Source organism: Photorhabdus sp. RW14-46 (assembly GCF_963887965.1).
Classification (GTDB): Bacteria; Pseudomonadota; Gammaproteobacteria; order Enterobacterales; family Enterobacteriaceae; genus Photorhabdus; species Photorhabdus laumondii.
Map to the genome: position 1 here is coordinate 1 of NZ_CAWPHH010000023.1, position 14,126 is coordinate 14,126.

At 46.5% G+C, this 14,126-nt stretch carries 11 protein-coding genes and 2 pseudogenes; 12 read left to right on the forward strand and 1 reads right to left on the reverse strand.

What is annotated here, in order from left to right; translation table 11 throughout:
- From tuf to rpoC, 9 genes and pseudogenes are all read left to right on the forward strand, one after another.
- Positions 1-191, forward strand: a pseudogene (tuf, locus tag AACQ38_RS16635) (elongation factor Tu); the annotation flags it as partial.
- A 274-nt stretch (positions 192-465) separates the two neighbouring features.
- Complete coding sequence (gene secE, locus AACQ38_RS16640; protein ID WP_058589257.1) at positions 466-849, forward strand: preprotein translocase subunit SecE; 384 nt, start codon at positions 466-468, stop codon at positions 847-849.
- 1 nt (position 850) lies between these two features.
- On the forward strand, positions 851-1,396 hold the full coding sequence (gene nusG, locus AACQ38_RS16645; RefSeq protein ID WP_011144820.1) for a transcription termination/antitermination protein NusG: 546 nt from the start codon (positions 851-853) through the stop codon (positions 1,394-1,396).
- Positions 1,397-1,557: 161 nt separating this feature from the next.
- Entirely contained in the window at positions 1,558-1,986 is a 429-nt protein-coding gene (gene rplK, locus AACQ38_RS16650; RefSeq protein ID WP_011144821.1) for a 50S ribosomal protein L11, read from the forward strand.
- Between the two features lie 3 nt (positions 1,987-1,989).
- The gene (rplA, locus tag AACQ38_RS16655) at positions 1,990-2,691 is read left to right on the forward strand and encodes a 50S ribosomal protein L1 (protein ID WP_011144822.1); all 702 of its coding nucleotides are present in this window, start codon (positions 1,990-1,992) and stop codon (positions 2,689-2,691) included.
- A gap of 316 nt (positions 2,692-3,007) precedes the next feature.
- On the forward strand, positions 3,008-3,514 hold the full coding sequence (gene rplJ / locus AACQ38_RS16660; protein ID WP_011144823.1) for a 50S ribosomal protein L10: 507 nt from the start codon (positions 3,008-3,010) through the stop codon (positions 3,512-3,514).
- Positions 3,515-3,577: 63 nt separating this feature from the next.
- Entirely contained in the window at positions 3,578-3,949 is a 372-nt protein-coding gene (gene rplL / locus AACQ38_RS16665; protein WP_011144824.1) for a 50S ribosomal protein L7/L12, read from the forward strand.
- A 339-nt stretch (positions 3,950-4,288) separates the two neighbouring features.
- On the forward strand, positions 4,289-8,317 hold the full coding sequence (gene rpoB, locus AACQ38_RS16670) for a DNA-directed RNA polymerase subunit beta (RefSeq protein ID WP_058589255.1): 4,029 nt from the start codon (positions 4,289-4,291) through the stop codon (positions 8,315-8,317).
- A 130-nt stretch (positions 8,318-8,447) separates the two neighbouring features.
- Entirely contained in the window at positions 8,448-12,668 is a 4,221-nt protein-coding gene (gene rpoC / locus AACQ38_RS16675; RefSeq protein WP_165578616.1) for a DNA-directed RNA polymerase subunit beta', read from the forward strand.
- Positions 12,669-12,723: 55 nt separating this feature from the next.
- Here rpoC and AACQ38_RS16680 read toward each other — a convergent pair.
- Positions 12,724-12,981: pseudogene (locus AACQ38_RS16680) on the reverse strand (type II toxin-antitoxin system RelE/ParE family toxin); the annotation flags it as partial.
- Positions 12,982-13,135: 154 nt separating this feature from the next.
- Here AACQ38_RS16680 and AACQ38_RS16685 point away from each other — a divergent pair.
- From AACQ38_RS16685 to AACQ38_RS16695, 3 genes are all read left to right on the forward strand, one after another.
- A complete protein-coding gene (locus tag AACQ38_RS16685) occupies positions 13,136-13,459 on the forward strand; it encodes a type II toxin-antitoxin system RelE/ParE family toxin (protein WP_112879326.1) in 324 nt (107 codons plus the stop codon).
- Entirely contained in the window at positions 13,446-13,727 is a 282-nt protein-coding gene (locus AACQ38_RS16690) for a helix-turn-helix domain-containing protein (RefSeq protein ID WP_173362505.1), read from the forward strand. The genes AACQ38_RS16685 and AACQ38_RS16690 overlap by 14 nt, the downstream gene beginning before the upstream one ends.
- 136 nt (positions 13,728-13,863) lie before the next feature.
- A complete protein-coding gene (locus tag AACQ38_RS16695) occupies positions 13,864-14,061 on the forward strand; it encodes a helix-turn-helix domain-containing protein (RefSeq protein WP_242685610.1) in 198 nt (65 codons plus the stop codon).
- Positions 14,062-14,126: the final 65 nt, after the last annotated feature.

The window sequence follows — 14,126 nt, forward strand, 5'->3', positions numbered from 1 at the left end:
ACTTCCGTACAACTGACGTGACCGGTACCATTGAACTGCCAGAAGGCGTGGAAATGGTGATGCCAGGTGATAACATTCAGATGAAAGTTACCCTGATTGCCCCAATCGCAATGGACCAGGGTCTGCGTTTTGCTATCCGTGAAGGTGGCCGTACAGTAGGTGCTGGTGTTGTTGCTAAAGTTATCGCATAATTTTTTGATGTGATTACACTAAAAGGGCATCAACCGATGCCCTTTTTGTACGTTGTCTTAATAAGAACCTATCTCATCAATAGTTGTTTTTAATTATTGGTGAGATAAGCTCTGATGCAACGAATTGGCTATATCGCTCTCAGATATACAATGTCATACTGAATTATGGCGCCAAGTCAGATACAATCACTCAAATTTTTTGGTTCGGTCTGATTTGTTTTGCTCTTGCGAGGCAAGCTGGCTATCTATTTAAATCATAGTTACAGGTTGGTTTATGAGTACGAATAGCGATGCTCAAGAAAGCAGGCGTAGTCTTGAAGTAATGAAATGGCTATTAGTGGCAGCCTTATTAACGGTTGCTATCGTTGGAAACTACCTTTATCGAGAGCATAGCCTTCCTCTACGCGCGATGGCGGTTGTTGTTATTGTTGCTCTTGCGGGAGCGGCTGCGCTCTGGACTGCAAAAGGTAAAACCACACTGGCTTTCGCTCGTGAAGCCCGCATTGAAATGCGCAAAGTCATTTGGCCAACTCGCCAGGAAGCGCTGCACACGACTTTGATTGTTGCGGCCGTGACTGCATTGATGTCTTTGATCCTCTGGGGTCTTGACGGTATCCTGGTGCGTTTAGTTTCATTTATTACAGGCCTGAGGTTCTAAGATGTCAGATTCCCCAAAAAAACGTTGGTATGTTATACAGGCATTTTCCGGGTTTGAAGGTCGTGTTGCACAATCTTTACGTGAACATATCAAATTACATGATATGGAAGATTCTTTTGGCGAAGTGATGGTGCCAACAGAGGAAGTTGTTGAGATTCGTAGCGGCCAGCGTCGCAAAAGTGAACGTAAATTCTTCCCTGGGTATGTGCTGGTACAAATGATCATGAACGATGCAACATGGCATCTCGTTCGCAGCGTACCACGCGTCATGGGTTTTATCGGTGGTACATCTGACCGTCCGGCACCAATCAGTGATAAAGAAGTTGATGCGATTATGAATCGCCTTCAGCAGGTTGGTGATAAACCGCGGCCAAAAACATTGTTCGAACCAGGCGAAATGGTTCGTGTCAGCGATGGTCCATTCGCAGACTTCAATGGTGTTGTGGAAGAAGTCGATTACGAGAAGAGCCGCCTGAAAGTTTCAGTTTCTATCTTTGGTCGTGCGACACCGGTTGAGCTGGATTTCAGCCAGGTAGAGAAAGCGTAATTTTTGAGCGTATCTTTTGCTGGCTTGCAATAGGTGAGAAATTAACATACAATTTCGCGCCTTTTGTTTTTTAGTAGTCTGGCCTGGATAAGGCGGGACTAAAATTACAGGGGAGCCTTTTAAATCAAAGGCGATATCACCCACATAGAGGAAAATTATCAATGGCTAAGAAAGTACAAGCCTATGTCAAGTTGCAGGTTGCAGCTGGTATGGCTAATCCAAGCCCTCCAGTAGGTCCTGCTCTGGGTCAGCAGGGTGTTAACATCATGGAATTCTGTAAGGCGTTCAATGCTAAAACTGATAGCATTGAAAAAGGTCTGCCAATTCCTGTTGTGATCACTGTTTATTCTGATCGTTCCTTCACTTTCGTTACTAAAACCCCACCAGCGGCTGTTCTGCTGAAGAAAGCGGCGGGCATTAAATCGGGTTCCGGCAAACCGAACAAAGACAAAGTTGGTAAAGTGACCAGCGCACAGATTCGTGAAATTGCTGAAACTAAAGCTGCGGATATGACCGGTGCTAGCGTTGACGCAATGATGCGTTCAATTGAAGGTACTGCTCGTTCCATGGGCCTGGTAGTGGAGGGTTAATCGATGGCTAAACTGACCAAGCGCATGCGCACAATCCGCGAAAAAGTGGATGCAACTAAGCAGTATGACATTAACGAAGCCGTTGTTCTGTTGAAAGAGCTGGCTACCGCTAAATTCGTAGAAAGCGTTGACGTTGCTGTTAACCTCGGCATCGACGCTCGTAAATCTGACCAGAATGTGCGCGGTGCAACGGTACTGCCTCATGGTACTGGCCGTTCCGTTCGCGTAGCTGTATTTACCCAAGGCGCAAATGCAGAAGCTGCTAAAGCAGCGGGCGCTGAACTGGTAGGTATGGAAGATCTGGCTGAACTGGTTAAAAAAGGCGAAATGGATTTTGACGTTGTTATTGCTTCTCCAGATGCAATGCGCGTTGTTGGCCAATTAGGTCAAATCCTGGGTCCTCGTGGTTTGATGCCAAACCCTAAAGTGGGTACTGTAACTCCTAACGTTGCTGAAGCTGTTCAGAATGCTAAAGCGGGTCAGGTTCGTTACCGTAACGATAAAAACGGCATTATTCACACCACCATTGGTAAAGTTGACTTCGACGCTGACAAATTGAAAGAAAACCTGGAAGCTCTGCTGGTTGCGCTGAAAAAAGGCAAGCCATCTTCTGCTAAGGGTATTTATATTAAGAAAGTTAGCCTGTCTACTACCATGGGCGCAGGTGTTGCGATTGACCAGTCTGGTCTGAATGCTTCAGCTTAATTTTAGCTGAATGTGATTGTGATTATCGCTTTACCTTGGCGTCAGATTTGTCTAAAATTTGGCGCCTTATGTTTGGCTAGTAAGTTTTTTTATTAGCTAAATAAAAAATTTTCGGTTGGAGCTTGGCCTAATCCAAGCCCCGTCCAAGACCGCAGGTGTAAGTAATTACTTAATATTCCTGCGTAGACGGTGACAGAGCCAAATGAAATTCATTTCTGGATTCTGCTCACCGTGTTTTAGAGCTCAGGCCCCTTTATGGTGTTATGAGCGATGTGAGTTCCGGGTTCTTCCCGGTTAATCCAGGAGCAAGAAGCTAATGGCACTAAATCTTCAAGACAAACAAGCGATTGTTGCTGAAGTCAGCGAAGTTGCCAAAGGCGCGCTGTCTGCGGTTGTTGCGGATTCCCGTGGCGTTACTGTAGATAAAATGACTGAACTGCGTAAAGCAGGTCGCGAAGCTGGCGTTTACATTCGTGTTGTTCGTAACACGCTGATCCGTCGTGCTGTTGAAGGTACTGCCTATGAGTGCCTGAAAGAAGCGTTTGTTGGTCCAACCTTGATTGCTTTTTCTAATGAACACCCGGGCGCAGCTGCTCGTCTGTTCAAAGAGTTCGCGAAAGCGAATCCAGCATTCGAGATTAAAGCAGCAGCCTTTGAAGGTGAGTTTATTCCTGCGGCCAATATTGACCGTTTGGCAACACTCCCGACTTACGAAGAAGCAATCGCACGCCTGATGTCAACCATGAAAGAAGCCGTTGCAGGCAAACTGGTTCGTACTCTGGCTGCGTTACGCGAGTTACGCGAGCAGAAAGAAGTAGCTTAATTGCCGATTTCCTTCGTTGCTTTTTAACGTATAAATTATTTCTGAATTTTAGGAACACTTGTTATGTCTATCAATAAAGAACAAATTCTGGACGCAGTTGCAACAATGTCCGTCATGGATGTTGTTGAACTGATCACTGCAATGGAAGACAAATTCGGCGTTTCTGCGGCGGCGGCGGTAGCTGTTGCTGCTGGCGGTGCTGCTGAAGCTGTTGAAGAACAAACTGAATTTGACGTTGTTCTGTCTGCTATTGGCGGTAACAAAGTTGCTGTTATCAAAGCAGTACGTGGTGCAACTGGTCTGGGTCTGAAAGAAGCAAAAGATCTGGTTGAGAGCGCTCCAAACGCTACACTGAAAGAAGGCATCAGCAAAGATGACGCTGAAGCACTGAAAAAATCTCTGGAAGAAGCAGGCGCTTCTGTTGAGATTAAGTAAGTTTAGCTTTAAGTTAGCAGCCTGACTTGAAAGGCTGACGGCTGGTGATTAAAAAATCACCAGCCTTTTTGCGCTGTAGGGCATTAGCAGCATTTCCACTGTTTGGCTGTTAATTAACCCCCAAATACTTTTTCCTATTGACGACTTAATATACTGCGTTCTCAGCTACGATCCACTCGGGTAGCTCGGTAGTAATGTAACGCAATGAAATGATTTAAGAGTAATAGCAATGAGTATTACGGAAAATAATTCAATTTTCTGTTCGAAAAAACAGTGTCGTAAAGAGCTGTCCTTTAGGGCGGGCAGAGTGGGTCACTGATCAGCGAGCTGAGGAACCCTATGGTTTACTCCTATACCGAGAAAAAACGTATTCGTAAGGATTTTGGTAAGCGTCCGCAAGTGTTGGACGTACCTTATCTCCTTTCTATCCAACTTGACTCGTTCCAGAAGTTTATCGAGCAAGATCCAGAAGGCCAGAATGGTTTAGAAGCGGCATTCCGTTCTGTATTCCCAATCCAGAGCTACAGTGGCAGTTCGGAGCTGCAATACGTTAGCTACCGTCTTGGTGAGCCAGTGTTTGATGTTAAAGAGTGCCAGATTCGTGGTGTAACTTATTCTGCACCTCTGCGCGTTAAGCTGCGTCTGGTTATCTATGAACGTGAAGCACCGGAAGGCACGGTCAAAGATATCAAAGAGCAAGAAGTCTACATGGGTGAAATTCCGCTCATGACTGACAACGGTACTTTTGTTATCAATGGTACTGAGCGGGTTATTGTCTCCCAGTTGCATCGTAGTCCTGGTGTATTCTTTGACAGCGATAAGGGTAAAACTCACTCATCCGGTAAGGTATTGTATAACGCACGTATTATTCCTTACCGTGGTTCTTGGTTAGATTTCGAATTCGATCCAAAAGATAATCTGTTTGTGCGCATTGACCGCCGTCGTAAATTGCCGGCAACGATTATTCTGCGTGCAATGAATTACAGCACTGAAGAGATTTTGAACCTGTTCTTCAGTAAAACGATTTTCGAAATTCGTGACAACAGACTGCAAATGACGCTGGTACCAGAACGTTTGCGTGGTGAAACCGCTTCTTTTGATATTGAAGCAAACGGCAAGGTTTATGTTGAAAAAGGCCGTCGTATTACCGCACGTCATATCCGCCAGTTAGAAAAAGATGAAGTGAACCGTATTGAGGTTCCTGTTGAATACATTGCGGGTAAAGTTGTTGCAAGAGACTACATTGATGTCAACACAGGTGAAATTATCTGTGCTGCTAACATGGAGCTCTCTTTAGATCTGTTGGCACGTTTGAGCCAATCTGGTCATAAATCTATCGAAACATTGTTCACCAACGATTTAGATCACGGCGCATATATTTCCGAGACACTTCGTGTTGATCCAACCAATGACCGTTTGAGTGCTTTGGTTGAGATTTATCGCATGATGCGTCCTGGTGAGCCACCAACCCGTGAAGCGGCAGAAAATCTGTTTGAAAATCTGTTCTTCTCAGAAGATCGTTATGATCTTTCTGCGGTTGGTCGTATGAAATTCAACCGCTCATTGAGCCGTGAAGAAGTCGAAGGATCTGGTATTCTGAGTAAAGATGACATCATTGATGTCATGAAAAAACTCATTGATATCCGTAATGGTAAAGGTGAAGTCGACGATATCGACCACTTAGGTAACCGTCGTATCCGTTCTGTTGGTGAGATGGCAGAAAACCAGTTCCGTGTTGGTCTGGTACGCGTTGAGCGTGCAGTGAAAGAGCGTCTGTCTCTGGGTGATCTGGATACACTGATGCCTCAGGATATGATCAACGCTAAGCCGATTTCAGCCGCAGTGAAAGAATTCTTTGGTTCCAGCCAGCTGTCTCAGTTTATGGACCAAAACAACCCACTTTCTGAAATCACTCACAAACGCCGTATCTCTGCGTTGGGTCCAGGTGGTTTGACCCGTGAGCGTGCGGGCTTCGAAGTGCGTGACGTACATCCAACGCACTATGGTCGCGTATGTCCAATCGAAACCCCGGAAGGTCCGAACATCGGTCTGATTAACTCATTGTCTGTTTATGCGCAGACTAACGAGTATGGTTTCCTTGAAACCCCATATCGTCTGGTTCGTGATGGTGTTGTTACTGATGAAATTCACTATCTGTCTGCGATTGAAGAAGGTAACTTCGTTATCGCACAGGCAAACACCGTATTAGATGACGAAGGCCACTTCGTTGAAGATCTGATAACTTGCCGTAATTATGGTGAATCCAGCTTATTTAACCGTGAGCAGGTTGAATATATGGACGTTTCCACCCAGCAGGTGGTTTCCGTTGGTGCTTCCTTGATCCCATTCTTGGAACACGATGACGCAAACCGCGCATTGATGGGTGCAAACATGCAACGTCAGGCTGTTCCTACTCTGCGTGCTGATAAGCCGTTGGTCGGAACAGGTATGGAACGTGCAGTAGCCGTTGACTCAGGTGTAACTTCTGTTGCTAAACGCGGTGGTGTGGTTCAATACGTTGATGCATCTCGTATCGTTATCAAAGTAAATGAAGACGAAATGTATCCGGGTGAAGCAGGTATTGATATTTATAACCTGACTAAATATACCCGTTCTAACCAGAACACCTGTATTAACCAGATGCCATGTGTCTCTCTGGGCGAACCGGTGGAACGTGGTGACGTACTGGCTGATGGTCCATCTACTGACTTGGGTGAACTGGCTCTGGGCCAGAACATGCGCGTAGCGTTCATGCCGTGGAATGGTTATAACTTCGAGGACTCCATCTTAGTTTCTGAGCGTGTCGTCCAGGAAGATCGCTTTACGACCATTCATATCCAGGAACTGGCTTGCGTATCTCGTGATACCAAATTAGGGCCTGAAGAGATCACGGCTGACATCCCTAACGTAGGTGAGGCTGCACTCTCCAAGCTGGATGAATCCGGTATTGTTTACATCGGTGCGGAAGTAACCGGCGGTGACATTCTGGTTGGTAAAGTGACACCTAAAGGTGAAACTCAGCTGACGCCAGAAGAAAAACTGCTGCGTGCTATCTTCGGTGAGAAAGCGTCTGATGTTAAAGACTCTTCTCTGCGCGTACCAAATGGCGTATCCGGTACGGTTATCGACGTACAGGTATTTACCCGTGATGGTGTAGAAAAAGATAAACGTGCCTTGGAAATTGAAGAGATGCAGCTGCGTCAGGCTAAGAAGGACCTGACAGAAGAGTTGCAAATCTTTGAAGCTGGCCTGTTTGCACGTATCCGTTCTGTTTTGATTGCAGGCGGCATCGAAGCTGAGAAACTGGATAAACTGCCTCGTGGGCGTTGGTTGGAATTGGGTCTGGCTGATGAAGAGAAACAGAATCAGTTGGAACAGTTGGCTGAACAGTATGACGAACTCAAAGCTGAGTTCGAGAAAAAACTGGATGCTAAACGCCGTAAGATCACACAGGGTGATGATCTGGCACCGGGTGTGCTGAAAATCGTCAAAGTTTATCTGGCGGTTAAACGTCAGATTCAGCCTGGTGATAAGATGGCAGGTCGCCACGGTAACAAGGGTGTTATCTCCAAGATCAACCCGATCGAAGATATGCCTTACGATGAAAACGGCACTCCGGTAGATATCGTACTGAACCCACTGGGCGTACCATCACGTATGAACATTGGTCAGATCTTGGAAACGCATCTGGGCATGGCTGCGAAAGGTATTGGCGACAAGATCAATGCGATGCTGAAACAGCAGCAGGAAGTTGCCAAACTGCGTGAATTTATCCAGAAAGCTTATAACCTGGGTGATGAAACCCGTCAGAAAGTTGATCTGAGCACTTTCTCTGATGAAGAAGTTATGCGTTTGGCAGAAAACCTGAAAAAAGGCATGCCAATTGCGACACCAGTGTTTGATGGTGCGAAAGAGAAAGAAATAAAAGAGCTGCTGAAATTGGGTGACTTGCCAACTTCTGGTCAAATTACCCTGTTTGATGGTCGTACCGGTGAGCAATTTGAGCGTCAGGTTACCGTTGGCTACATGTATATGCTGAAGCTGAACCACTTGGTGGATGACAAAATGCACGCTCGTTCAACGGGTTCGTACAGTCTGGTTACTCAGCAACCGTTGGGTGGTAAGGCGCAGTTCGGTGGTCAACGCTTCGGTGAGATGGAAGTGTGGGCATTGGAAGCATATGGTGCCGCGTACACCTTGCAGGAAATGCTCACCGTCAAGTCCGACGATGTTAACGGCCGTACCAAGATGTATAAAAACATCGTGGATGGCAACCACCAGATGGAGCCAGGTATGCCGGAATCCTTCAACGTATTGTTGAAAGAGATCCGCTCTCTGGGTATCAACATCGAGCTGGAAGGCGAATAAATCGTATTCCGGCTGGTACTGCCCTGAATGGATATGACGGGCAGTTTACCAGCCAGTGGTTGCACTGGTCATAGGGGGGAGCGGCATGGGCTGCTCTCCTGACAGGTCTAACTCCGACAGGAGCCATTTCGTGAAAGACTTATTGAAGTTTCTGAAAGCGCAAACTAAGACCGAAGAGTTTGATGCGATCAAAATTGCTCTGGCCTCGCCAGATATGATCCGTTCGTGGTCATTTGGTGAAGTGAAAAAGCCGGAAACAATTAACTACCGTACGTTCAAACCTGAGCGTGACGGTCTTTTCTGTGCCCGTATTTTCGGGCCAGTAAAGGATTATGAGTGCTTGTGTGGTAAATACAAGCGCTTGAAACACCGTGGTGTAATTTGTGAGAAGTGTGGTGTAGAAGTTACCCAAACTAAAGTTCGTCGTGAGCGTATGGGTCACATTGAGCTGGCTTCTCCAACTGCACACATCTGGTTCCTGAAATCATTGCCATCTCGCATCGGTTTGTTGCTGGATATGCCACTGCGTGATATTGAGCGTGTACTGTACTTCGAATCCTATGTGGTTGTCGAAGGCGGTATGACCAGCTTGGAACGCAGTCAGATTCTGACAGAAGAGCAATACTTGGATGCACTGGAAGAGTTTGGTGATGAATTCGATGCGAAGATGGGTGCGGAAGCTATCCAGTCTTTGCTGAAAAATCTCGATCTGGAAAATGAGTGTGAAACGCTGCGTGAAGAGTTAAACGAAACTAACTCTGAAACGAAACGTAAAAAGCTGACCAAACGTATTAAACTGTTGGAAGCCTTTATTCAGTCTGGTAACAAACCAGAATGGATGGTTCTGACGGTTCTGCCAGTTCTGCCACCGGATTTACGTCCATTGGTTCCACTGGATGGCGGCCGTTTTGCCACTTCGGATCTGAACGATCTCTATCGTCGTGTTATTAACCGTAACAACCGCTTGAAGCGCCTGTTAGATCTGGCTGCGCCGGATATCATCGTTCGTAACGAAAAACGTATGTTGCAGGAAGCGGTCGATGCTTTGCTGGATAACGGTCGTCGCGGTCGTGCAATTACCGGTTCTAACAAACGTCCACTGAAATCCCTGGCTGATATGATCAAGGGTAAACAAGGTCGTTTCCGTCAGAACTTGTTGGGTAAACGTGTTGACTATTCTGGTCGTTCTGTAATCACTGTAGGTCCTTACCTGCGTCTGCATCAGTGTGGTCTGCCTAAAAAGATGGCACTGGAGCTGTTTAAGCCATTCATCTACGGCAAGCTAGAACTGCGTGGTTTAGCGACGACGATTAAAGCCGCTAAAAAGATGGTTGAGCGTGAAGAGGCGGTGGTATGGGATATCCTGGATGAAGTCATTCGTGAACATCCGGTTCTGCTGAACCGTGCGCCGACACTTCACCGTTTGGGTATTCAGGCATTTGAACCGGTTCTGATTGAAGGTAAAGCGATTCAGTTGCACCCACTGGTGTGTGCGGCATATAACGCCGACTTCGACGGTGACCAAATGGCTGTTCACGTACCGTTGACACTGGAAGCCCAGTTAGAAGCGCGTGCATTGATGATGTCTACCAACAACATCCTGTCTCCAGCGAGTGGTGAGCCAATCATCGTTCCATCTCAGGACGTTGTTCTGGGTCTGTATTACATGACCCGCGACTGTGTTAACGCGAAAGGCGAAGGCATGGTATTGACCGGGCCTAAAGAAGCAGAACGCGTATATCGCGCAGGACTGGCTTCTCTGCATGCTCGCGTTAAAGTGCGTATCACTGAAGAAGTGAAAGATGGCGAAGGTAATATCACAACTAACACTGGTTTGGTTGATACGACTATTGGTCGTGCCATTTTGTGGATGATTGTACCAAGAGGTCTGCCTTACTCGTTGGTTAACCAACCACTGGGTAAAAAAGCTATCTCTAGGATGCTGAACACCTGTTACCGTGTGATGGGCTTGAAGCCAACGGTTATTTTCGCTGACCAGATCATGTATACCGGCTTTGCCTACGCTGCACGTTCAGGTGCATCTGTTGGTATCGATGACATGGTTATCCCAGAGAAAAAGGCCGGGATCATTGCCGAAGCAGAAGCAGAAGTTGCTGAAATTCAGGAACAGTTCCAGTCTGGTCTGGTTACAGCCGGTGAACGTTATAACAAGGTTATCGATATCTGGGCTGCGGCAAACGAGCGTGTTGCTAAGGCAATGATGGAAAACTTGTCGACTGAAACAGTCACTAATCGTGATGGTGAAGAAGAGCAACAAGTTTCCTTCAACAGCATCTTTATGATGGCTGACTCCGGTGCGCGTGGTTCTGCCGCTCAGATCCGTCAGTTGGCGGGTATGCGTGGCTTGATGGCTAAGCCAGACGGTTCCATCATCGAAACCCCAATTACGGCGAACTTCCGTGAAGGTTTGAACGTACTCCAGTACTTCATCTCAACTCACGGTGCTCGTAAAGGTTTGGCGGATACCGCACTGAAAACAGCGAACTCCGGTTACCTGACTCGTCGTCTGGTTGACGTGGCGCAAGACTTGGTTGTGACAGAAGATGACTGTGGTACGCACGACGGTATTCTGATGACGCCGGTTATTGAAGGTGGTGATGTTAAAGAGCCACTGCGTGAGCGTGTATTGGGTCGTGTGACGGCGGAAGATGTTCTGAAACCAGGTACTGCTGATATTCTGGTGCCGCGTAATACATTGCTGAACGAGAAATGGTGTGATCTGTTAGAAGAGAGCTCCGTTGACAGCATTAAAGTACGTTCTGTTGTAAGTTGCGAAACTGACTTCGGTGTTTGTGCAAACTGCTATGGTCGTGACCTTGCTCGCGGACACATCATCAATAAAGGTGAGGCGGTTGGTGTTATTGCGGCTCAGTCCATCGGTGAGCCGGGTACACAGTTGACGATGCGTACGTTCCACATCGGTGGTGCGGCATCTCGTGCAGCAGCAGAATCCAGTATTCAGGTACGTAACAAAGGTAGCTTGAAGCTGTTTAACGCTAAGTCCGTGACGAACTCCGCAGGCAAGCTGGTGATTACTTCTCGTAACACTGAATTGTGTCTGATCGACGAATTTGGCCGTACTAAAGAAAGCTATAAAGTGCCTTACGGTGCAGTACTGGGTAAAGGTGATGGAGAAACCGTTAACGGCGGTGAAACCGTTGCTAACTGGGATCCGCACACCATGCCAGTGGTCAGTGAAGTATCTGGTATCATCCGTTTCGCTGACATGATAGATGGCCAGACCATTACCCGCCAGACTGACGAATTGACAGGTCTATCTTCATTGGTTGTTCTCGATAGTGCAGAACGTACCGGTAGTGGTAAAGATCTGCGTCCGGCACTGAAAATCGTTAATGCCAAAGGTGACGATGTATTGATTCCAGGTACTGATATGCCTGCTCAATATTTCCTGCCGGGTAAAGCGATTGTTCAGTTAGATGATGGCGTAAGCATCTCTGCGGGTGATACTTTAGCGCGTATTCCTCAGGAGTCCGGCGGTACGAAAGATATTACCGGTGGTTTGCCACGTGTTGCTGACTTGTTCGAAGCACGTCGTCCGAAAGAGCCTGCTATCCTGGCTGAAGTCAGCGGTATTGTCTCCTTTGGTAAAGAGACCAAGGGCAAACGCCGTTTGGTTATCTCCCCATTAGATGGTGGCGATGCTTACGAAGAGATGATCCCTAAATGGCGTCAGCTCAACGTGTTCGAGGGTGAAGTGGTTGAACGTGGTGACGTGATCTCTGATGGTCCAGAGTCTCCACACGACATCTTGCGCCTGCGTGGTGTTCATGCGGTTACCCGTTACATCACCAACGAAGTTCAGGAAGTTTACCGCCTGCAAGGGGTTAAGATTAACGATAAACACATTGAGGTTATCGTTCGTCAGATGCTGCGTAAAGCGACCATTGAAAGTGCAGGTAGTTCCGAGTTCTTGGAAGGCGAACAGGTTGAATATGCCCGCGTTAAAGTGGCAAACCGTAAGCTGGAACAAGAAGGTAAAGTGGCTGCAACTTATGGCCGTGACCTGTTGGGTATCACCAAAGCGTCTCTGGCGACTGAATCCTTCATCTCTGCGGCATCGTTCCAGGAAACGACCCGCGTACTGACTGAGGCTGCGGTTGCGGGTAAACGTGATGAACTGCGTGGCTTGAAAGAAAACGTCATCGTTGGTCGTCTGATCCCTGCTGGTACCGGTTATGCTTACCATCAGGATCGCATACGTCGTCGCCAGTTGAATGAGCCTGCCGAGGCACCACAAGTGAGTGTCGATGAGGCTACTGCGAACTTGGCAGAACTGTTGAATGCCGGTTTTGGTGGTGATAAGAAGTAATTCTTAGAACACGCTAGCTAATAAATGCCCTCCTTTTGAGAGGGCATTTTAACTTTTTGTTACCAGCGCAAAGCAAAATTCCTCTCCGCTTGGGGTCGAACGCAAAGAATGCTCGGAGCGGGTCGCCTTTGCTTTGGACACGTAATTCTTTCATGTTGCTGTGGCATGAACCGTTCACAGTATCTGCGTATGGCCTGGGTAACATAGGGCCTCTTTCCCGAAGTGCTATTATTGAAGCTAGCATATTGGCCCTGTTGGTGTCATTCAAAGCATCGAACCATGCATCAAAGGTGTCTGTTGTCTCGATAGTCACATGATTACTTATTGTTCAATATAGGCCAAATGCTATATAGATGGAAATCTATGGTCAAGAAATTTAGTCAGAAGTGACATTTCATTAAAATGCAATTTTCCTCTTGATGAAAATTTCCTTTTGGGTTAATTTTTTGCATTAGGAGGAAATTAGAGTGTTTATAGTTAAGTACCATGATGAGGCCGAACAAGAAATTAAGTCTTTGCCAGCAAAAGTAGGGGTAAAACTTGTAAGGTTGATTGGAAAGCTAGAAAAAGATCCTCGCTCACTACGTGAACCGGACACAAAACATTTGGGAAATGGTCTTTACGAAATTCGAACAATGGGGGGAGATATAGCACGCGGATTATGGGTATATCAGACAGGAAAGCAAATATATATTCTGCGAGTTTATATAAAGAAAACACAAAAAATCAACCCAAGTGAGATAGCTTTAGCATTTCGCAGATTGGAGGAAATGAAACATGAAGAAATATAAGACACATTCAGAGATTCTGGCAGAAATGATGAAAGACTCTGAATTTAAAGCCGCTTACGAAGCTGAAGAACGTAAAGAAAGATTGCAAGAAACACTTGCAGAGTGGCGTAAGTTTGCTGGACTGACTCGCGCGCAAGTCGCGGAAAGAATGGGGGTTACGCCGCCAACGGTGACGAAAATGGAAAATAATGTAACAAAAGCTAGTATAGAAACATTAGTGCGCTATGCGCAAGCCTGTGGTATCCAGAACCCACAAATTACGTTGTAATTCTCTGTGCTAATGGGATTAGTGCATTACTAACCCTTTTGACTTTATTAATGAAATTCTTGTAAAAGCAAGAGGTAAAATAATCGTGTGAATTAATTCCCTACCCATCTTGGAAAACTGAGTATGATCACACTTGATGAATTGCTTGAAAAACGCAGCCCTGAAAGCCGAAAGCCGCCGTAGAATTGCTAAAAAAGTTGATGAAATGAAACGGGAGATAAGGCTTTATCAGATCCGCGAGGCCCGTGATGTTTCACAAACTGAGCTGGCAGTTGTGCTTGGGATCAAACAACCAACTGTTGCTAAAATGGAACAGTCTGATAATGACCTTTAAATATTATGGCGTTGTTTCAGTAAAAGTGGCAGAGCTCGTCGTTCTGCCCTCTGAGGCTTGTGTCA